The organism is Ponticaulis koreensis DSM 19734 (assembly GCF_000420665.1).
In the GTDB taxonomy this organism is placed as follows: Bacteria; Pseudomonadota; Alphaproteobacteria; order Caulobacterales; family Hyphomonadaceae; genus Ponticaulis; species Ponticaulis koreensis.
Genome location: NZ_ATVJ01000001.1, coordinates 476,296 through 494,854, shown reverse-complemented (window position 1 = coordinate 494,854; position 18,559 = coordinate 476,296). Strand labels below are relative to the sequence as shown.

Annotated in this window: 22 protein-coding genes; 16 read left to right on the top strand and 6 right to left on the bottom strand. The window is 54.9% G+C overall.

The features are described from left to right. The first annotated feature begins 78 nt into the window (after positions 1–78). The 3 genes from dcm to G523_RS0102635 are packed head-to-tail and all read left to right on the top strand — an operon-like array spanning position 79 to position 3,142. Complete coding sequence (gene dcm / locus G523_RS0102645) at positions 79–1,302, top strand: DNA (cytosine-5-)-methyltransferase (RefSeq protein ID WP_027441395.1); 1,224 nt, start codon at positions 79–81, stop codon at positions 1,300–1,302. Between the two features lies 1 nt (position 1,303). Then, entirely contained in the window at positions 1,304–1,765 is a 462-nt protein-coding gene (locus G523_RS0102640; protein WP_022693472.1) for a very short patch repair endonuclease, read from the top strand. A gap of 24 nt (positions 1,766–1,789) precedes the next feature. Next, positions 1,790–3,142, top strand: a complete 1,353-nt coding sequence (locus G523_RS0102635; RefSeq protein ID WP_022693471.1) for an MvaI/BcnI family restriction endonuclease — start codon at positions 1,790–1,792, stop codon at positions 3,140–3,142. Between the two features lie 91 nt (positions 3,143–3,233). Here G523_RS0102635 and typA read toward each other — a convergent pair whose 3' ends face one another. Beyond that, the gene (gene typA, locus G523_RS0102630) at positions 3,234–5,045 is read right to left on the bottom strand and encodes a translational GTPase TypA (protein WP_022693470.1); all 1,812 of its coding nucleotides are present in this window, start codon (positions 5,043–5,045) and stop codon (positions 3,234–3,236) included. A 175-nt stretch (positions 5,046–5,220) separates the two neighbouring features. Then, on the bottom strand, positions 5,221–5,940 hold the full coding sequence (locus G523_RS0102625; protein WP_022693469.1) for a dienelactone hydrolase family protein: 720 nt from the start codon (positions 5,938–5,940) through the stop codon (positions 5,221–5,223). 168 nt (positions 5,941–6,108) lie between these two features. Between G523_RS0102625 and G523_RS20040 the strand changes: the two genes are divergently transcribed. From G523_RS20040 to G523_RS0102580, 8 genes are all read left to right on the top strand, one after another. Then, complete coding sequence (locus G523_RS20040) at positions 6,109–6,561, top strand: PH domain-containing protein (protein ID WP_022693467.1); 453 nt, start codon at positions 6,109–6,111, stop codon at positions 6,559–6,561. A 24-nt stretch (positions 6,562–6,585) separates the two neighbouring features. Then, on the top strand, positions 6,586–7,284 hold the full coding sequence (locus tag G523_RS0102610; protein WP_022693466.1) for a DUF6544 family protein: 699 nt from the start codon (positions 6,586–6,588) through the stop codon (positions 7,282–7,284). Between the two features lie 73 nt (positions 7,285–7,357). Further along, positions 7,358–10,198 (top strand): helicase-related protein, encoded by a 2,841-nt coding sequence (locus G523_RS17615; RefSeq protein ID WP_022693465.1) that lies wholly within the window; start codon positions 7,358–7,360, stop codon positions 10,196–10,198. Positions 10,199–10,206: 8 nt separating this feature from the next. Further along, positions 10,207–10,497, top strand: a complete 291-nt coding sequence (locus tag G523_RS0102600; RefSeq protein WP_022693464.1) for an RNA-binding S4 domain-containing protein — start codon at positions 10,207–10,209, stop codon at positions 10,495–10,497. A gap of 58 nt (positions 10,498–10,555) precedes the next feature. Then, positions 10,556–11,008 (top strand): tellurite resistance TerB family protein, encoded by a 453-nt coding sequence (locus G523_RS0102595; RefSeq protein WP_022693463.1) that lies wholly within the window; start codon positions 10,556–10,558, stop codon positions 11,006–11,008. 63 nt (positions 11,009–11,071) lie between these two features. Next, positions 11,072–11,413 carry a ferredoxin FdxA gene (fdxA, locus tag G523_RS0102590; protein ID WP_022693462.1) on the top strand — a complete coding sequence of 114 codons (342 nt, stop codon included), beginning with the start codon at positions 11,072–11,074 and terminating at the stop codon, positions 11,411–11,413. A 208-nt stretch (positions 11,414–11,621) separates the two neighbouring features. Beyond that, positions 11,622–12,140 (top strand): CarD family transcriptional regulator, encoded by a 519-nt coding sequence (locus G523_RS0102585; protein ID WP_022693461.1) that lies wholly within the window; start codon positions 11,622–11,624, stop codon positions 12,138–12,140. A 65-nt stretch (positions 12,141–12,205) separates the two neighbouring features. After that, the gene (locus tag G523_RS0102580) at positions 12,206–13,096 is read left to right on the top strand and encodes an RNA polymerase factor sigma-32 (RefSeq protein WP_022693460.1); all 891 of its coding nucleotides are present in this window, start codon (positions 12,206–12,208) and stop codon (positions 13,094–13,096) included. On the opposite strand, the gene G523_RS20035 is transcribed toward G523_RS0102580, so the two are convergent. Next, a complete protein-coding gene (locus tag G523_RS20035) occupies positions 13,093–13,836 on the bottom strand; it encodes a thermonuclease family protein (protein WP_022693459.1) in 744 nt (247 codons plus the stop codon). The genes G523_RS0102580 and G523_RS20035 overlap by 4 nt on opposite strands. Beyond that, positions 13,833–14,600 carry a DUF6065 family protein gene (locus tag G523_RS0102570; protein WP_022693458.1) on the bottom strand — a complete coding sequence of 256 codons (768 nt, stop codon included), beginning with the start codon at positions 14,598–14,600 and terminating at the stop codon, positions 13,833–13,835. Before G523_RS0102570 ends, G523_RS20035 begins: the two co-directional genes overlap by 4 nt. Before the next feature lie 53 nt (positions 14,601–14,653). On the opposite strand from G523_RS0102570, the gene G523_RS0102565 reads away from it, so the two are divergent. Then, positions 14,654–15,154 (top strand): prolyl-tRNA synthetase associated domain-containing protein, encoded by a 501-nt coding sequence (locus G523_RS0102565; protein ID WP_022693457.1) that lies wholly within the window; start codon positions 14,654–14,656, stop codon positions 15,152–15,154. Here the strand turns inward: G523_RS0102565 and G523_RS0102560 are convergent. Then, a complete protein-coding gene (locus G523_RS0102560; protein WP_022693456.1) occupies positions 15,151–15,462 on the bottom strand; it encodes a DUF1272 domain-containing protein in 312 nt (103 codons plus the stop codon). The two genes, G523_RS0102565 and G523_RS0102560, sit on opposite strands and share 4 nt — an antisense overlap. A 192-nt stretch (positions 15,463–15,654) precedes the next feature. Here G523_RS0102560 and trxA point away from each other — a divergent pair, with 192 nt between their 5' ends. From trxA to G523_RS0102540, 4 genes are read left to right on the top strand one after another with little or no spacing between them, the layout of a single operon-like run. Next, positions 15,655–16,554, top strand: coding sequence for a thioredoxin (gene trxA, locus G523_RS0102555; protein WP_022693455.1), 900 nt, complete (start codon positions 15,655–15,657; stop codon positions 16,552–16,554). Positions 16,555–16,609: 55 nt separating this feature from the next. Continuing rightward, positions 16,610–17,266, top strand: coding sequence for an LON peptidase substrate-binding domain-containing protein (locus G523_RS0102550; RefSeq protein ID WP_022693454.1), 657 nt, complete (start codon positions 16,610–16,612; stop codon positions 17,264–17,266). Further along, positions 17,254–17,460 (top strand): Trm112 family protein, encoded by a 207-nt coding sequence (locus G523_RS0102545; protein WP_022693453.1) that lies wholly within the window; start codon positions 17,254–17,256, stop codon positions 17,458–17,460. Before G523_RS0102550 ends, G523_RS0102545 begins: the two co-directional genes overlap by 13 nt. After that, positions 17,460–17,801, top strand: coding sequence for a gamma-butyrobetaine hydroxylase-like domain-containing protein (locus G523_RS0102540; protein ID WP_022693452.1), 342 nt, complete (start codon positions 17,460–17,462; stop codon positions 17,799–17,801). Before G523_RS0102545 ends, G523_RS0102540 begins: the two co-directional genes overlap by 1 nt. 3 nt (positions 17,802–17,804) lie before the next feature. Here G523_RS0102540 and G523_RS0102535 read toward each other — a convergent pair whose 3' ends face one another. Further along, a complete protein-coding gene (locus G523_RS0102535) occupies positions 17,805–18,551 on the bottom strand; it encodes a DUF4908 domain-containing protein (RefSeq protein ID WP_162141018.1) in 747 nt (248 codons plus the stop codon). Positions 18,552–18,559 lie beyond the last annotated feature (8 nt).

Below are 18,559 nucleotides of genomic sequence, written 5' to 3'. Positions count from 1 at the left end.
AACAAAGGTGGAACAAATGCTTGTGTGCTGGGAAAAATACTGACAGAATGGCACTCTTTAACCACGGGGATGATTCTGATGTCGACTGAATTTGCAAGGCTGAGAATTCAGGCTGGATTGACCACGGATGCCGCCGCTAATCAGCTTGGCTATTCTGAGCGTCAGATCTTTCGAATGGAATCAGGTGAAATCACACCGCGTAAAGCTGTGTTGGACAGTTTGCGTGCAATGTCCGGTCTTCGGGAGGCGGATGATCGCTTCACTACATTTACGTTCATTGACCTGTTTGCAGGAATTGGTGGCCTGCGCGCCGCTTTCGACGCGGCCGGTGGGCGGTGCGTGTTCACATCTGAGTGGGACCGTTTTGCGCAACAGACCTATGAGGCAAATTACCGGGATAACCGTCCTATAGAGGGTGATATTACGAAAATCGCCGTAGATCAGATTCCCGAGCACGATGTTCTGGTTGCAGGGTTTCCGTGTCAGCCCTTCTCGATTGCGGGTGTTTCCAAGAAGAATGCACTTGGCAGGGCGCATGGTTTTCTCGATGAGACGCAAGGCACGCTGTTCTTTGACGTTGCGCGGATTATTAATCATCATCGGCCCGCCGCGTTTCTGCTGGAGAACGTCAAAAACCTGAAAAGTCATGACAAAGGGCGCACCTTCGAGGTTATCCGTCGGACATTAGAAGATGAACTTGGGTATGAGCTTCATGTGAAGGTTATTGATGCCAAACATTTTCTACCACAGCACCGGGAACGCGTTGTACTGGTTGGTTTTCGGGACGCAACGTCATTTTCATGGAATGATGTAAACCTGCCGGAGGCAGGCGTTTCGAGGATGAGGGACATCCTGCATCCGGAAGACGGCAGCGAAGTTGCTGAGAGTCATTTCACGCTTGGGGCCGATGCTTCAGTGAATGAAAAATATACGCTCTCTGACAAGCTCTGGCAGTATCTGCAAAACTATGCGGCTAAGCATAAAGCGGCGGGTAATGGCTTTGGTTTCGGTCTGGTCGGTCCGAATGACACGTGTCGGACGCTTTCGGCGAGATACTATAAAGATGGATCTGAAATCCTGATTGACCGAGGAACAGGAAAAAACCCACGCAGACTGACGCCTCGCGAGTGTGCGCGTCTGATGGGTTTTCCTGAAAGCTTTCGCATACCCGTTTCGGACACTCAGGCGTACAAGCAATTTGGAAATTCGGTCGCCGTTCCGGTATTCAAGGCCGTAGCGGCGGCGATGCAGCCCCATTTGTTCAGTGTGATGTCCCAGCAAGGGGTGCGGTTGAGCGCCTGATATGACGGATGTGCATTCTCCTGACATTCGCAGGAAGAACATGGCTGCTATTAAGGGGAAGAATACTAAGCCCGAGCTTCTGATCAGGTCAGCGCTCCACAAACTTGGTTTTCGGTATTCACTTCAGAACAAGCGTTTGCCGGGGAACCCTGATCTGTACTTCCGTAAGTACAACGCTGTTTTGTTCGTTCATGGGTGCTTCTGGCACGGTCATGGGTGTCATCTCTTTAAGTGGCCTAAGACGCGCGAAGAATTCTGGCGCGAGAAGATTACGGCCAATGTTGAGCGGGACGCGCGGAATATTGAAGCGCTGATCTCATCCGGGATCAGGGTGTGCGTCGTGTGGGAATGTGCCCTGAAGGGGCGACATGGCGTCGGAACAGTCGTCGTCGCTGAAAGCATTGGCGGTTGGCTCTGGTCGAGTGAAACCTTGATTCAAATTGGCACTGAAAAAGAAATTTAAGAGTTGAATACTAGACCGGCTTCCATGCCGATTGAATCGTTCGACGAATTGAAATTGATATTTGCGGATCTTGGTGTGAACACAGTTTACGCGAAGACGCTGGCACGCAAACAGGACAATCAAAAAAACCAAATTGTGCTGTCCAGCGGGTTAAAGGGTTTGACCAGCGCCTTTGCGGCAAAGGTAACTGCACGAGCGCCAAGCGCAAGCGAGCTGAAGCGGAAGTCGGACGCTGGGCAGCCGATCTTAGAAGCCGCCCTGGATTTTTACTGGGTTAGCCCAGAGGGCGAGGTTTTCAAAGCGCCAGACACGAAAATAATAGATTACTTTCAATATCCGGAAGCTCGTTTGTCCGGGTTTTTAAACAATTGCCGGTGGGGACCACGGGCAATCCGGCGAGAGTTTCAGGCAGAATACGGCGCGCGAATATTGTGCATAGGTGCCAACGCTTCCGGTAGCGTTTTTGGCATTCTGCTTACTGAAAAAGACGACCCTCTGGTATCGTTTTTTCCCGTACTTCCAACGTCCAGTATTTCATCTCTCTTAGGCGTGTTTACGACGACCGCTTCTGGTGTCGAAAGCCCAGTCGAACTCGTGAAAAAGAAGATTACTGAAGCTGTGAATCTGGGCTGGATGCCTTCAGTTCGAAATAAGGGCGGAGAGATTGTAGCGTTTTCAGGGAATCAGGGGGCGGGATTTACTCTGGAAGCTTTCTTAGGTGTGGAGTCTAATTCCAGAAAAGAGCCTGATTATCTCGGTCATGAAGTGAAATCGTTTCGAGGTGGGAAAATCAGCTTAATGACCCCAACTGCGGACGGCGGACTTGAGGGAGACCTTTCGTTCAGCGACTTTATGTCGGGGTACGGAACTCCTGGTGTCAAGAATGATGGGTCGTTGCGGTTTACGGGAGTCGCTCGGTCTGATCGCACAAAGCGTGTGGGGTCCTCTGGGCGGGCGCTGCGCGTCGCTGGGTTCGATGCCGTTACGGATTCATTTGCGACCAACCCGGAAGACATTCGTGTTGAGCATTACGTCGCCGAAAATGGCCAAATAGTTTCGTCGTGGTCATTCGCAAAATTAGCGGAAGGTTGGAACACGAAGCACGCTTTCGCGGTGTATGTGCGGGCTGAGGAACAACGTGATCGGGCCAGCACAGAGTACCGGTATCTCTCACCTTTCTATATGTGCGAAGGAACCGATGTTTTCATGCTTCTACGGGCGATCTCCGCCGGAGTCGTTTATTATGACCCTGCGCACGTTATCTATTCTGACGGAAAAGCAAAAGTTCGTCCTCAGTGGAGGATGAGTTCTCCTAAGAATGGGTTCGATGATGTGCTGAGGAAGCTGTACAAAGCTGTGAACGTGATAGAGGTTTGACCGGACCACCAACAAAGAAGCCCGGCGGTCTGCCGGGCTTCTTTTATTGGAGTGTTTTGTTGCCCCCGAGAAGGTCGGAGGTGGACGTTAACTAGCCCGCTTTTTTCTTCATGCGTTTGCGGTCGTTGGGGTCGAGATAGACCTTACGCAGGCGGATGTTTTCCGGTGTCACTTCCACCAGCTCGTCATCCTGAATATAAGCCAGAGCACGCTCGAGTGTGAGCTTCATCGGAGGCGTCAGGCGAACCGCTTCGTCAGTACCAGATGCACGGACGTTGGTGAGCTTCTTGCCTTTGAGAACGTTCACTTCGAGGTCGTTATCGCGAGAGTGCTCGCCCACAATCATGCCGCCATAAACCTTTTCCTGCGGCTCGATCATGATCTTGCCACGGTCTTCCAGGTTCCAGAGGGCGAACGCGACCGCTTCGCCTTTTTCCATAGCGATGAGAACGCCTGTGTGACGGCCCTGAATCTTGCCTTTGTGCGGTTGGTATTCAAGGAAGACGCGGTTCATGATCGCTGTACCGCGTGTGTCAGAGAGGAGCTCGCCCTGATAACCGATCAGGCCGCGTGTCGGCGCATGGAAGACAAGACGTGTACGGCCAACGCCGGATGGCTTCATCTCAACCATTTCAGCTTTGCGCTCAGAAAGCTTCTGAACAACCGCACCGGAGTGCTCGTCATCAACGTCGATCACGACTTCTTCGATTGGCTCCAGCTTCTCGCCGTTCTCGTCTTCCTTAAAGACAACCTTCGGACGGGACACGCCAAGCTCGAAGCCTTCACGGCGCATTGTCTCGATGAGGACAGAGAGCTGAAGCTCGCCGCGGCCTGCAACTTCGAACGCCTCGGCTTCGGTAGAACGAGTCACTTTCAGCGCGACGTTACCCTCAGCTTCTTTCAGGAGACGGTCCCAGATCATACGGGAGGTCACTTTAGAGCCTTCAGTGCCGGCCAGCGGTGAATCGTTCACGCGGAAGGTCATGGCGATGGTTGGTGGGTCAATCGGTTGCGCCTGCATAGGCTCTGTGACGTCCAGCGCGCAGATCGTGTCCGCAACCGTCGCTTTGGTGAGGCCGGCGATAGATACAATGTCGCCTGCCACGCCTTCGTCGATTGGAGAGCGTTCAAGACCGCGGAATGCGAGAACTTTAGAAACGCGGCCCTGCTCGACGATTTCGCCGTTACGGTTGAGGGCTTTGATGGCCATGTTGGGCTTCACTGTGCCAGCTTCAACGCGGCCTGTGAGAATGCGGCCGAGGAAGTTGTCAGATGCGAGCGTGGTCGCCAGCAGTTTGAACGAGCCTTCAGACACGCGTGGCTCAGGCACGTGGCTCATGACGAGTTCAAACAGGGCGTCCATATTGTCTGTCGGATTTTCGTAGTCCGTAGACATCCAGCCATTTTTTGCAGATCCGTAGAGGATCGGGAAGTCGAGCTGGTCGTCGTCAGCGTCGAGGTTTGCGAACAGGTCGAAAACTTCGTTGATGACTTCGTCCGGACGGCGCTCCGGCTTGTCGATTTTGTTGACAGCAACGATCGGGCGCAGGCCGACTTTAAGGGCTTTGGAAACCACGAACTTGGTTTGTGGCATCGGGCCTTCAGCCGCGTCGACGAGAACGATACAGCCGTCCACCATGTGCAGAATACGCTCAACCTCACCACCGAAGTCGGCGTGGCCCGGGGTGTCTACGATGTTGATGCGGTGACCGTTCCACTCGATAGACGTTGCCTTCGCGAGAATGGTGATGCCGCGCTCTTTTTCCAGATCATTGGAGTCCATCATCCGGTCGGATGTGCTCTCGTTTTCACGGAACGTACCGGACTGTTTCAGGAGTTCGTCGACGAGGGTCGTCTTACCGTGGTCGACGTGCGCAATGATTGCGATATTTCGCATGGACATAGAATAGAGCCTTGGAAGGGAGGAAGTGTTGCGCCGCACATAAGCGAAAATGCCGCATATGGCTATAGCTGTGATGCGAATGCGGGGATTGTGTGTTTATGCCCGCTGAGCAGACGGGGCCGAAATTAAAAAAGGCGCCCGGTGAGGCGCCTTTCTCGATTGCGGTGAGAGAGCGTTATGCCTCTGCGATGACTTCTTCGAGGAAGTTGGTCATGGCTGTCCATGAACGCGCGTCGACATCGGCGCGGTAGAACATGCCGCCTTCTTTGTCGTTTGCCGCTTTGTTCGTGAAGGCATGGCCGGTGTCTGTGTAGGCGATGAGCTGTGTGTCTGCGCCTTTGGCCGTCATTTCGTCCAGAACGCCCTTCATCTGATCCGGCGTTGCCATTGGGTCATCATAGCCGTGCAGGATCAGCACTTTGGCAGAGATCGCTTTGTCAGCGGCCAGATTGTCAGCCGGGAAGAACAGGCCGTGGAAAGAGACAACGCCCGCGACATCCATGCCTGCGCGTGCTTCGTCCAGTGCGCAGAGGCCGCCAAAGCAATAGCCAATGCCGACTGTTTTATCTGAGCCGAGGCCGGTTTCTTTCTGCGCTGTCGCAATTGAGAGCGCGAGGCGGGATTGCAGCTTTGCGCGGTCGCCAACGAGTGGGTTCATCAGGGCTTCGCATTCAGCCGGTTCAGAGGCGCGATTGCCTCTGCCGTAAATGTCATAAGCAAATGCCGCATAGCCCATTTGAGAGAGACGGTCGCAAACATTCCGCTCATGGTCGGACTGGCCGCCCCAGGCATGGCCGACAACCACAAGGCCGATTGGTGAAGCGTCACCCGGAAGCGCCAGATAACCTTCATAGGTTAGCTCTGCATCAGAATAATCGACAGTTTTGGTGACCATGTCCCACTCTCCTAATTTGATGTTTCCTCACGCAGAAACAGGTAGGCCGTGAGGCGGGGCGGCGCAATGGGCAAAGGCGAGTTCGCAAGCGTGTCGCCGATCATGTCGCAGCGCGTTGGGGAACGCTTTGTGATATGATGTGTTGGTAGTGGGAAGGATGATGACCCCATGAAATACATTGAGAAGCGTTTGTTCGACGGAGAAGAGATCGTCTATTGCGGTGACTTTCCCGGCATTCATAAATTCTGGGCCTGGGTCGCGCTTCTCTTTCTCGGCATTATTGTCATCGGTATTTTCATCTTCATCGGCATGATGGTGCATTTCCGTACGACCGAGTTCTGCGTCACCTCGCGGCGCATTGTGCTGAAAAAAGGCTTCTTCACCGCCAATATGTATGAGTTAGAGTTGGACGCGATTGAAGGCGCCCATGTGCGCCAGACCTTTTTCGGGCGCATCTTCGGCTATGGCACGGTTGAGGTGAGGGGCCGCGGCGAGAGCGATATAGATTTTCCGACCATGTCCAGACCCGGCGCGTTCGTTGCGGCCATTGAAGAAGCGCGCATGAATGCGCAGGCCGCACCCGTGGAACATCTGGCCGACGAGATAAGGCCGGAGGCGTAACTGCCAGGCCGTAAGGGGGACGGAATGATCGACCGAGTGACGCGAGACCGGATGCCTGATGAGGTTGTTGACCTCGCCGCGCGGTTGATTGTTGCGAAAGAGGCTAGGCCGGACGTCGTAACCCTCCGTCAGAAAGGCAGAATGCGCCAGGGCTATGGCTCAGCGTGGATGCCTTTCACGGCTCACCAGACAATATTATGCGCGGACACGGCCTTTGCCTGGAAGGCCAAAATGGGTCCGCTTGGCGCGGTTTATGTCACCGACGCGTATCAGGGTGAGACGGGCGAGCTATCGGTTAAGCTGTTCGGGCTTTTCACAATGGTTCGGCCCGCGGTGAGCGAAGATCTCAATCGCGGTGAGCTGCTGCGGTACCTCGCCGAAATCGCGTGGGCGCCGCACATCATTTTGCAAAATGACAGGCTTAGCTGGAAAGTCATCGCTCACAATCATTTTGAAGTGTCAGCAAGCGCGGGCGACGTTCAGGCGAAAATAGAGTTATTTCTGAATGCCGAAGGGCAGGTTGGGTCAGTTCTGGCCCAAAGCCGCCCGAGGGCATGGAAGGGCAGCTATGTCGACATGATGTGGCGCGGCGAGTTTAGCGATTATCATCTGCATGACGGTATCTGGACGCCGTTTTCGGGTCGCGTCGGATGGCATGATGACCGAACGACTGAATGGTGCTGGGAGGGTGAAATCACCGAATGGGCTGCGCATTCGGTATGAGGCCTCTTGCTCTCAAACCTCCATGCCACTAGGGCTGATAGCGTAACGTAAAAGCAGAAAAGCGCTCTCGACCATGAGCAAGCTCGTGGCCGTCCTTGGCCCTACCAATACCGGCAAAACTCACTATGCATTGGAACGCATGCTGGCTTATGGCTCTGGCATGATCGGTCTGCCTTTGCGCCTGCTTGCCCGTGAGATTTACGACAAGGTCGTTGCTCAAAAGGGCTATGGCTCGGTGGCTCTGGTAACAGGCGAAGAGCGTATCTGGCCCGAAAATGCGCGCTATTTCATTTGTACGGTGGAGGCGATGCCGCTCTCTCAGCGCGTTGACTTCATGGCGATTGATGAAATCCAGCTCGCCTCTGATCCTGATCGTGGGCACGTGTTTACGCATCGCATTCTGCATGCGCGCGGCAATCATGAGACGGTGTTGCTAGGCTCTGAGATCATGCGCGAACCGCTACGCCGGCTCGGCCTCGATGTGGATACCACGCACAGAGAGCGGTTTTCAGAACTTACCTATATTGGCCCGCGCAAGATCACCAAGCTGCCGAAACGCTCTGCCATTGTCGCTTTCTCGGCCGACGAGGTCTACGCGATTGCAGAGCTGTTAAAGCGCCAGCGCGGCGGGTCTGCGGTGGTGATGGGCGCGCTTAGCCCGCGTACGCGAAACGCTCAAGTAGATATGTATCAGTCTGGCGAGGTGGATTATCTCGTCGCGACGGATGCCATTGGCATGGGGCTCAACCTTGATGTTGAGCATATCGCCTTTGCTTCGCGAGCTAAGTTTGACGGGCGCCGCCGTCGGGAACTGAATGCTGCCGAAGCCGGGCAGATTGCGGGCCGCGCGGGGCGTTTCCGTACCGATGGGACTTTCGGCGAGACGGGCGATTGCATGCCGTTTGAAGAGGATATGGTGGCCCGTATTGAGGAGCACCATTTCGAGCCGGTCCCTTTCCTGCAATGGCGCAACTATGACCTCAGTTATCGCACGATTGACGACCTTCTCCGTGCGCTGACGAAAAATAGCGGCGATCCGATCCTGCGTCAGACGCCGGACGCGCTGGACGAGGCAACGCTCCGCCGGATGGCGATGGATCATGACGTCAAAGAACGCTGCACATCAGGCAAGTATGTGAAGCGGCTCTGGGATTTATGCTGCCTGCCGGATTTTCGCCGGACGGGTGTGGATGGGCATCACCGTGTGGTTCAGACGCTCTGGAATAATCTGGCTGATCCCGATGCCCGCCTGTCATGCAGCTTTATGGAAACCGCTCTTTCACGTTTGCGTTCTACAGAAGGCGATCTGGGCGTTTTGCAGACACGACTTGCTGCCATCCGTACTTGGACGTATGCAGCAAACCGATCTGATTGGGTCGAGAAGGCTGAAATCTGGCGCAATGAAACGCGCGAAATTGAGGATCTTCTGTCAGATGCTTTGCATGAGTGTTTGACTCTTCGCTTTGTAGACAAGAGAACCACCGCATTAATGCGTGGACTAAGCCGTGAGGGTGCAATGGAAGCCGGATTTGGCGATAACGGTGAAATTACGATTGAAGGCCATGTGGTCGGTCATCTGGAGGGGCTTGTGTTCCGTCCAGTGGATGATGCGTCCAAGCTGGAAGGCAAAGCCATTCGCAGCGCGGCCATGCAAGCGCTGAAACCGATCCTTTCACAGCGTCTCGGCGAGATCGCTAAAGCAGAGCAGATCGCGTTCTCTATCAATGATTATGGTCAGGTGCTGTATGCGGATAAGCCGATTGCGCGCCTCACTAAAGGTAATGACTGGCTGAGCCCGCGTGCGGAACTCATTGGCGCAGAAGATGCGGTCCCTGAGGAACGCGAACAGGCACGTGCCCGTGCAGAACGCTATGTCACCGATTATGCGCAGAAGCTTCTTCCGGCTCTGATGGCGCTGAAAGCCCAGCTCAACGAAGCTGAAATGCCAGGCATGGCGCGCGGTATTGCGTATCGCGTTCTGGAATCCGGCGCTGCGATCGACGTGCGCAAGGATGACCCGCCGCTGCGTCTGTCTGCTGAAGAACGTGAAGCGCTTAAAGGCTGGGGCATTCGCGCTGGCCGTGTTGCAGCTTATGCTCCAGAAACAACCAAACCAGCCCAACAGGCGCTGATTGCGCGTCTCTTCTCTGTCTTTAACGACACAGACGTCATGATCGCGCCTACGGGTGCGGGCTCATTCCCGGTCGATGAGGGCTGGAGCGATCAGGCGCTTCTTTCTCAGGGGTATCTGCGATTTGGTCCGCGGGCGATCCGTGCAGACCTTGCAGAACGCCTGGCATGGGAAATCGATAAGCGCCGTAAGGAGGCTGGCAAGAACCAGTTCGAAATTCCGCCAGAGCTAGCCTCCGTGGTTTCTTCGCCGGGTGATGCCTTTGTTGAAGTTCTGAAAGCGTATGGCCTTTCACCAGCCGAACATGACGCCGAAACCGGCGCAGTGAAAAACTGGCGCTTTATGGCCCGTGCCCGAACTGACCGCCCGCAAGGCCGCCGGAATGGTCCGCCGCAACAGGGTGGTGGTAAGCGTCCGGCCCGCGCGAAAGGCGCTGAAGGCAAGGGTGGTAATCGTCCGCAACGTGGCGGCGACAACCGGGGGCAGGCCAAGGCACGTGCACAGGAACGCGCCGAAGCGCGTAAGCAGGATCCGGATAATCCATTCGCAGCGCTTGCCTCGCTTCTACCGCCTCCTCCGGCGCCAAAGCCTAAGCCAAAAAAGAAGAAAAAACCGAAGGCTGAAAAGCCTGAGGCTGTTTCTGAAGAGGCTAAGGATCAGACGCAGAGCGTTCAGCCTGAGGTGACCGAAAACCCGTCTCCGGAAGTTGTACCGCAGGAAGCTGCTGATAAAGCGGCTGAGAGCGCTCAATCCAGCGAGCCGACCGAGAAACCTGCTGAATAGGTAAGCCCTTGGCTGAAACCGAACAACGCCTTGATATCTGGCTTTGGCGGGCGCGCTTTTTCAAAATGCGCGCCGATGCCGCCAAGGCTGTGTCGCAAAAAGGTGTTCGGATTGATCGTACGGGTATGATCCGCAAATCACAGAAACCCGGCGCAACCGTGTGTGAGGGCGATATCCTCACATTCAGGGCGCGCGGTCAGGTGCTGACGGTGCGCGTGCTTGGTCTGCCGCTCCGGCGTGGGCCTGCTGCTGAAGCTCAGGGCTTTTATGAAAGCGTGAGCGAGGAGAGTGAGGGTTAAGGCTTGACGTTGCCGGACAAACACGGTCCGGTCTGACGGGGAACTCAGGAATACTGCCATGATGAACTGGTTGAAATCTATCTTCGGCTCTGAAGAGCCTCAGGAAGTTGAAGCAGGTCGTACAGACGATCCGAAAGTTGCGGCTGCAGCGCTTCTCGTTGAGACGGCGCTCACTGACGGCATTTATGCTGACATTGAAAGTACGCGCATTGTTGAGGTTCTGACGAAGACGTTCGACATCTCAACGGATGAGGCTTCCACCATTCTGAATGAAGCTGAAGATGTTGCTGAACATGCGACGGGCGCGCACCAGTACACGACGCTGGTCAAAACCCTGCCGGAAGCCAATCGCATCGCCTTCATTGAGGGACTCTACTATGTGACGCTGGCGGACGGTGAGAAATGCCCGTTTGAAGATGCGTTTGTGCGTCATGTCGCCTCCTTGCTTCACATTGAAGATCGTGATCGAGCAGAGGCCAGAAAACGCGCTGAACAGCAGTCTTTAGCTTAGCTTAATTGACTTTCTGCTATTCGCGCCGCATGTGATCGCCGAAACTGGTCGGAGAATGATTGAATGACTTATATCGTCACGGATGCCTGTATTAAATGCAAATACATGGATTGTGTCGAAGTGTGTCCGGTGGACTGTTTTTATGAGGGTGAAAACTTCCTCGTAATTCACCCGGACGAGTGTATCGATTGCGGCGTCTGCGAGCCTGAGTGCCCGGTTGAAGCTATTGTTCCGGATACGGAAGATGAGCCGGATGGTAAGTGGCTGAAGATCAACTCCAAGTTCGCTGAAGTCTGGCCGAATATTACAGTCATGGGCACGCCACCTACGGATCGTGACCAGTTTGCCGAAGAAAAAGGTAAATTTGAGAAGTATTTCTCTGAAAAGCCAGGGTCTGGAAGTTAGGCAGACCGCTGATAACTTCCTAAGCCTAGTTATGCCTTACGTGAAACAAGTGTGACAGGGCACTATTCTTATAAGCAATAGTGTGTTATAAGGCGTTCCCGCGCTCATAATTCTTAACCAATGGTTAATTTCTGCTAATCCTGTGTTTTTGATTAGCACGGAGAGTTATTGAGCGTCGATTTGTTTGCGTTGAGAGGTAAAACAAAAAATGGCAAAACGGGCTCAAGATAAAAAATCAGGTTTCGAAGTCGGCCAGCACGTCGTGTATCCAGCTCACGGTGTAGGCACCATCACCGGCGTCGAAAAAGAGTCTGTCGCTGGAATCGATCTTGAAGTTTATGTCGTTGCTTTCGACCAGGACAAAATGATCCTTCGCGTTCCAACTGCACGTGCAGTTGCGTCCGGCATGCGCGCTCTTGCGGGGTCTAAACTTGTTGACGATGCGCTGCACACGCTCACAGGTCGTGCACGTATCAAGCGCACGATGTGGAGCCGCCGCGCTCAGGAATACGAAGCGAAAATCAACTCTGGTGATCTGATCTCTATCGCGGAAGTCGTTCGTGACCTTCACCGCGCTGAAGACCAGCCTGAGCAATCTTACTCAGAACGCCAGCTTTACGAATCCGCTCTGGACCGTATGGCTCGCGAGCTTGCTGCTGTAGAAAATATCGAGCGTGACGAAGCTATTGAGCGTCTCACCTCTTCCCTTGCTAAAAAAGCAGCCTAACTTTCTCAAGTTTTTGATCCGATAACGGCCAAGCTGCGTATCTCTCTGTAGCACAGGAGATACGCATGGCCGTTAGCGACGTGTCAAACCCGGGTGCTGACCGGAAGTTTGTCAAAACCGCAATGGATGCGCCGCTGCTTGAGCAGGGGCACGAACGGGAACTCGCACGCCGCTGGCGTGAAGAGGAAGATGAAGAAGCACTACATGAGCTGACCATGGCTTATGTGCGCCTCGTAATCTCCATCGCGAATCGATTCCGAAATTACGGCCTTCCGCTGAATGATCTTATTCAGGAAGGAAATATCGGCCTGATGCAGGCTGCGGCCCGTTTTGACCCCGAGCGTGATGTTCGTTTCTCGACCTATGCGACCTGGTGGATCCGCGCTGCGATACAGGACTATGTTCTGCGAAACTGGTCTATCGTCCGTACAGGAACAACTGCCGCACAGAAATCTCTCTTCTTTAATCTGAAGCGCCTGCGCGCGAAGATCGATGATGTGCAGGATGCGAGTCCGTCTCCCGAGGTCAAAGCCTATATCGCTAAAGAGCTTGGCGTACCGGAGCGTGACGTTGAGCGCATGTCTGCTCGGCTTTTCTCGTCGGACCGGTCGCTCAACGTGCCTGTCGCCGACGACTCTGGTGCCGAATTTCAGGACCTTCTACCCGATGAGGGTGCTACGCCTGAACAATCTTACATGAGCGAGCATGATGACGCGAAGCGATCCGGCTGGATCAGTCAGGCGCTTGAGCATCTGAACGAGCGTGAGAAGTTCATCATCATGCGTCGTCGGCTCACGGAAGAGAACGTCACGCTCGAAGCGCTGGGGCAGGAGCTTGGTGTCTCCAAGGAGCGCGTGCGCCAGATTGAGCAGGCTGCAATGGGCAAGCTGAAGAAAATACTGATCGATATCGCCGGCAATCCGGAAGAATCAGGCTTGCTGCCGGATCAGCTTTAATCTTCGGGCAGGGGGCGGATATTAGCGTGATACCCTGCGCTAACTGATCCGTTTCTGGCCCAGCCGCGAATTTCTACTTCTCCTTCCGGAATGACATTGCATCCGGCTAGCGCGCGGTAACGCACCGATATGTCTGATCCGACGAGCCGGTGTACGCAGTCAGTTTCATACTCCGTGCCTTCCAGTAAGCGACCAGTCAGAATTACAAACTCACCATCGGCGTCTTCAGCGTCAGTGATAGAGCTTTCTGGTGAGGCGTCACCCCACAGGCCTATACTATCTGCGCGCGCCTCGGCTTCTGAAATCCAGAGCGCATCACTTCCTGGCGAAGTGTCGGGATAGAGCCTGACCCATGCATTGCCAGAACTCGCCATTTCCTCATTCACCCAGAACCGGCTGCCTGCTTCGTTGAAGCCATAGACCTGCGCCAGGGCGCGTTCATACCGGTCCTGCGTGAGGCCCGGATAAAACAGCTCAACGCGGCGTCCGAGGACTAGTCTTTCCAAAGCGCGTTTCGACTCTTCTGCATACGGATCATCTTCGTCACCACGATATCCGAAGGATGGCGCCTCTATGCTGACCAGGCGCACGACGAGCCCGTCATCTAATACGAAGGAGTCGCCGTCGATGACGCGCGAAACGGTTCCGCTTTGTCCGCGCGCCCAGTTTGACGACGGGTCGTCAGCCGAGCATGCGGCAAGGCCTAAAGCGATAAGAAGAATGGCCGCAGCACGGATCAAGCTTTGTCTTTTGCCTCAACAGGGGCCTGAAGCTGGCGCTTGGTTTTGTGGCTTTCGACCTTCTGGCCGCTCGTTTTCGTTCCGCGCATATAATGGCGTTGCCATTTATCGCGCAGAGCGCCTTCTTCGCCTTCTTCAAGGCGTTTGTTGAAGTCGGCGCGGCTTTCGGACCATGCTTTAAACTCGGCTTTCAGCTCTTCATTGTCGTCGAGCTGGCGCAGCTGCGGCGTAATCTCTTCGAGCTTTTCATGCTCCATCAAAGTGAAGAAGCAGAACGGCTCGTCTTTCTCAAACCGCACTACGCCCGGACGCGTCATCTGCCAGTTCATCGTGAATGGGAAAGGCAGCCAGTCGGTTTCTACAAGGCCAGACAGAGGCATAATGCCATCTTTTGGCCAGTTCGGTGCACCATTACACCAGAGCCCCCAGCCCGGAGGCGTCCGGAATAAATGGCCTGTGTGCATGGTCACAATACCGCGGCGAAAATGGCTGGCAGCAAAAGAAGCGATGGCTTGCGGGCCAGCAGAACTGCGGAAGGTGATGGCGTCTTCCATCTCGCCGCCATTCCACTCAATCTCCAGATCAATCGGGCACAGAATTTCCCAGCCCGTAGAGTTTGCCATTGTCAGAGGCAGGCAGCGATACGGGTGGCGGTCCGCAAAGGCGTCCATCCATTCGCGGCGGGAACGGCCGGGAATGATTTTCGGTGCTGTGTCATAAATCCGGTAACAATCGAGTTGCATCAGGCCCTCTGGACTTGCCATTACATATCCTGATGAGTTGAACAGGAAGGTGCGTAGCGACGCAAGGGGCTCCCATGGCAATGACGTCTGATGACTTGTTTCGATTGTTCGAAACGCTGGATATTCCGGTTCGCACCTTTCAGCATGAGCCGACCTTTACGGTCGAAGAGGGGCGCGAGCTGAAGGTGAACATGCCGGGCGGCCACTCGAAGAATTTGTTTATGAAAGACAAGGCTGGCCAGCTGGTGCTGATCTCTGCCGAAGCCCATACGAAATTAAAGCTGAACCGCCTGCATAACGTTATCGGAACGGGGCGCCTCTCGTTTGCGTCGCCTGAACTGATGGTCGAACATCTGGGTGTTCAGCCGGGCAGTGTTACGGCGTTCGCGCTTGCAAATGATACCGGGCATCACGTGCGCTTTATTCTTGAGAAAACGCTTTCAGACAGCGATCCGATGAACTTCCACCCGCTGCGGAATGACATGACTACAGCTATCGCACGCGCGGACTTTGATCGTTTCCTCGCACATACGGGGCATAGCTGTGACGTGGTGGATTTCTCCGGTCTCGACTAGCGCTCTTCGGGTGGAATGTTTTTGATCCGGTCGATATGCGTCTTGATATCTGACATGTCATATTTCAGTGCACGGCGTTTCGTAGATGCAGGCTGATATGACAGGGATACGCGTTCACGCCAGGCTGCTTTCGGCCTTATCGGACGAGGCATGAAGCCGCCGCCGCAGTTCGGGCACACATTATGGAGAAGGTTTTCCACGCAGTCCGCGCAGAAGGTGCATTCGTAAGTGCAGATGCAGGCATCTATCGCGTCCGGCGGTAGATCCTTGTCGCAACCTTCACAGTTCGGGCGCAGCTCAAGTGCCATTTCGTATATCCCCCTGTCGAACCCGCCGGGTGTTTAGCACGTATTGGGGGTCAGGTATTGCCGATCATGTCCTTCGGCTGTTAGCTGACGCAAATTTCAGCACAGACGGGGCTGATGACATGCTTGCACTGCGCATGAGACATCCCATCTGAGAGAAAACATTGTCTGCCACGCGGACCGACGGAGAGAAATATGGATTTCAGCACTCAAGGGGCTGCCCCTGACGTGATCAAGGAAGGCACAGACCAGACCTTCATGCAGGACGTTGTCGAAGCATCTAAAGATGCGGTCGTTCTGGTAGACTTCTGGGCGCCATGGTGCGGACCTTGTAAACAGCTGACCCCGACTATCGAGCGCGTAGTGAACGGTGCGGGCGGCAAGGTGAAACTCGTCAAAATCAATATGGATGAGAACCAGGGCGTCGCTACCCAACTCGGCGTGCGGTCCATCCCTGCCGTTTTCGGTTTTGTTGATGGCCGTCCGGTTGATGCGTTCATGGGCGCGCAGCCTGAAGCACAGGTGCAGCAGTTTGTTGACCGCCTTCTGTCCAACACGTCTGGCGCACAGCAGCTTGAAGAAGCTGCAGAGCAAGCGGCGCAGATGTTCCAGAACGGCGATGTCGGTGGCGCAGCTCAGCTTTATTCTCAAATCCTGCAGGCTGATCAGTCTCATATTCCTGCGATTGCGGGTCTGGCGCGCTGTTACCTCGCGAACGAAGACTATGATCGCGCGCGTCAGGTTCTGGAAATGGTGCCAGAAGACGAGCGTTCCCATCCGGATGTGAAAGGCGTTCAGACAGCGCTCGACCTCATGTCCACGCCAACCAAAAGCGAAGAGCTTGCAGAGCTGCGAGGCAAGGCTGACGCCGAGCCAGAGAACTTCCAGCTTCGTTATGAACTCGCAGAAGCCGAGATTGCAGCAAACCGCCACGAGCAGGCGAGCGATACGATCTTCATGATTCTGGAGAAGGATCTGGCGTGGGAAGATGGCAAGGCTAAGGAATTGCTTCTGAAGCTGTTCGAGGCTGCGGGTCCGAAGGCAGACGTCACCAAGAAAGGCCGTCGTCGCCTCTCAGCACTGGTCTTCTCATAATCGTGACCTATCTGTCGCCCCTCATGAAGAGCAATGCCTTGAATGAGGGGGCGATATGACCCGGCGCCGGTTTGAGACCACAGGTGATCTGCCAGACACGATAGCGATATTCCCGCTGCCGGGTTCATTACTGTTTCCCGGCGGCTTGCTGCCGCTGAACATTTTCGAGCCGCGCTATCTCAATATGATTGATGACGCTATGGCGGGCGACAGGCTGATCGGCATGGTTCAGGCGCTTGGTGGTGGACCAAAGCATCATCCCGAAATCGCGGCTGTCGGCACGCTCGGGGAGATTGTCTCCCATTCGGAAACCGAAGACGGGCGCTACCTCATTACACTTCGCGGTGTGTCTCGCTTTGAAGTGGTTCAGGAGCCGCCTCTGGAGCTGCCTTATCGAACTGCGGAAGTGAGCTGGGACGTCTATGAGAAAGATCTGCAGCCGGATCGCTCTCTGGAAGGTGAGCCGCCCGAGCTTTTCATAGCAGAGATGGACGAATACCTCACGCGCAATGATCTCTCTGTTGACCGCACATCGGTAGAAGATGCCCCGCTTGATGCGCTGGTGAATGCGCTGGCTATGGGCTGTCCGTTTGCGCCGATCGAGAAACAGGCGCTGCTTGAAGCGCGAGACTTGAAAGCCCGGATGGAATGTCTGATAGCATTATTCAGAACCGATACATCCGGTAATGGAGCCCCGAAATGGCAGAACTGAACACTGATGGTCTCGACCCGAAACTTCTTGAAGTTCTGGTTTGCCCGATTTCGCGCGGTCCGCTTATCTATGATCCGGAAGCTTCTGAGCTGGTGTCCCAGAAGGCTGGCGTTGCGTATCCAATCCGCGACGGCGTTCCGATCATGCTGGCAGATGAAGCCCGCGAGTTGGACCCGTCTGAAGTTACAGATTAATGGCGCCCAAAAAGCTACGTTTTCAAAAAGAAGCTAAGCAGCTGGTGCTGGAATATGAGAGCGGTGAGCCGCTTGTCATTCCGTTTGAGCTATTGCGCGTAGAAAGCCCGTCTGCCGAGGTGCAGGGCCATGGCGGCGAGCGTCCGCCGCCGGTACGTGGCAAGCAGGATGTCGGCGTCGTGCGCGCAGAACCTGTAGGCCATTATGCAATCCGCATCATCTTTGACGATGGCCATGACTCTGGCTTGTTCACCTGGGAGTTTTTAAAAGAGGTGGGTAAAAATCTGGACGAGCGTATGGCGGAGTATCGCGCACGCGTCGCTGATTTTGAGGGGTGCTAAGCCTTAGCTTGCAATCCGCTGTTTGATGAAAACAGTCAGACTGTCCGAGGACGGACGACCCTGAAACTCTGCTTCGGGGTTGACGAAGACGGTCAGTTCGCCATCACCCGTCATATTCACATCGGCGCGTTCACCGCTCACAATCCTTAGCGTGTTTAGCGCGCTGGTTTCTTCTGGTGTGCCGACGAGCGTTTCTGCTGCGATACGTGCAGCATCATGCAGCCAGCGTTCACGGCTATCGTCGATGTCCTCAATAGAAACGTTCATCCGGTGACCAGCGCGAAGAGACAGATACAGAAGAAGGCTGTCTTCCAGATTGTCTATGTATTGCGGTTCCGGGATTGGCTCCGGTTCTACAATCGGGTCCACGGGCATGCCATGCGGATTAGATGGCAGATACAGGATCACGCCGCCAAGATCGGTGAGGCGTACAAATATGCGTCCATTGTCATTTTTCAGGAACTCATCACCGCGTGGCCCGGGCACGGATTCCAGAGCCCAGACCTCTGTCTGTCCGCTCATATGAAACAGGGTGACATTTCCCTGGCGCTCCATGCTGAAGCCACGGCCGTCAAGCGTCTGAAAGCCGGTCAGGCCATCACGAAAGATCGGGTTGCCTGCAAACAGATGCGGGAAGCTCATCTCTTCGGACGCATCCTGTGCAAACGCAGGCATTGCCAACGCGCTGCTGGTGGCAGCGGCGAGACAGAAAAGTCCTGTTTTGAGTTTGCGGGTCAGGGATGTGTTCATGCTGATGT

Bases quoted from the DNA above. Each gene is read 5' to 3' on its own strand.
- G523_RS0102550 (WP_022693454.1), top strand. From the start codon at position 16,610: ATGACCCGGCGCCGGTTTGAGACCACAGGTGATCTGCCAGACACGATA.
- trxA (WP_022693455.1), top strand. From the start codon at position 15,655: ATGGATTTCAGCACTCAAGGGGCTGCCCCTGACGTGATCAAGGAAGGC.
- G523_RS0102610 (WP_022693466.1), top strand. From the start codon at position 6,586: ATGATCGACCGAGTGACGCGAGACCGGATGCCTGATGAGGTTGTTGAC.
- G523_RS0102565 (WP_022693457.1), top strand. From the start codon at position 14,654: ATGGCAATGACGTCTGATGACTTGTTTCGATTGTTCGAAACGCTGGAT.
- G523_RS0102540 (WP_022693452.1), top strand. From the start codon at position 17,460: ATGGCGCCCAAAAAGCTACGTTTTCAAAAAGAAGCTAAGCAGCTGGTG.
- G523_RS0102640 (WP_022693472.1), top strand. From the start codon at position 1,304: ATGACGGATGTGCATTCTCCTGACATTCGCAGGAAGAACATGGCTGCT.
- typA (WP_022693470.1), bottom strand. From the start codon at position 5,045: ATGTCCATGCGAAATATCGCAATCATTGCGCACGTCGACCACGGTAAG.
- G523_RS0102585 (WP_022693461.1), top strand. From the start codon at position 11,622: ATGGCAAAACGGGCTCAAGATAAAAAATCAGGTTTCGAAGTCGGCCAG.
- fdxA (WP_022693462.1), top strand. From the start codon at position 11,072: ATGACTTATATCGTCACGGATGCCTGTATTAAATGCAAATACATGGAT.
- G523_RS0102625 (WP_022693469.1), bottom strand. From the start codon at position 5,940: ATGGTCACCAAAACTGTCGATTATTCTGATGCAGAGCTAACCTATGAA.
- dcm (WP_027441395.1), top strand. From the start codon at position 79: ATGTCGACTGAATTTGCAAGGCTGAGAATTCAGGCTGGATTGACCACG.
- G523_RS0102535 (WP_162141018.1), bottom strand. From the start codon at position 18,551: ATGAACACATCCCTGACCCGCAAACTCAAAACAGGACTTTTCTGTCTC.
- G523_RS0102570 (WP_022693458.1), bottom strand. From the start codon at position 14,600: ATGGCAAGTCCAGAGGGCCTGATGCAACTCGATTGTTACCGGATTTAT.
- G523_RS0102560 (WP_022693456.1), bottom strand. From the start codon at position 15,462: ATGGCACTTGAGCTGCGCCCGAACTGTGAAGGTTGCGACAAGGATCTA.
- G523_RS0102635 (WP_022693471.1), top strand. From the start codon at position 1,790: ATGCCGATTGAATCGTTCGACGAATTGAAATTGATATTTGCGGATCTT.
- G523_RS0102595 (WP_022693463.1), top strand. From the start codon at position 10,556: ATGATGAACTGGTTGAAATCTATCTTCGGCTCTGAAGAGCCTCAGGAA.
- G523_RS20040 (WP_022693467.1), top strand. From the start codon at position 6,109: ATGAAATACATTGAGAAGCGTTTGTTCGACGGAGAAGAGATCGTCTAT.
- G523_RS17615 (WP_022693465.1), top strand. From the start codon at position 7,358: ATGAGCAAGCTCGTGGCCGTCCTTGGCCCTACCAATACCGGCAAAACT.
- G523_RS0102545 (WP_022693453.1), top strand. From the start codon at position 17,254: ATGGCAGAACTGAACACTGATGGTCTCGACCCGAAACTTCTTGAAGTT.
- G523_RS0102580 (WP_022693460.1), top strand. From the start codon at position 12,206: ATGGCCGTTAGCGACGTGTCAAACCCGGGTGCTGACCGGAAGTTTGTC.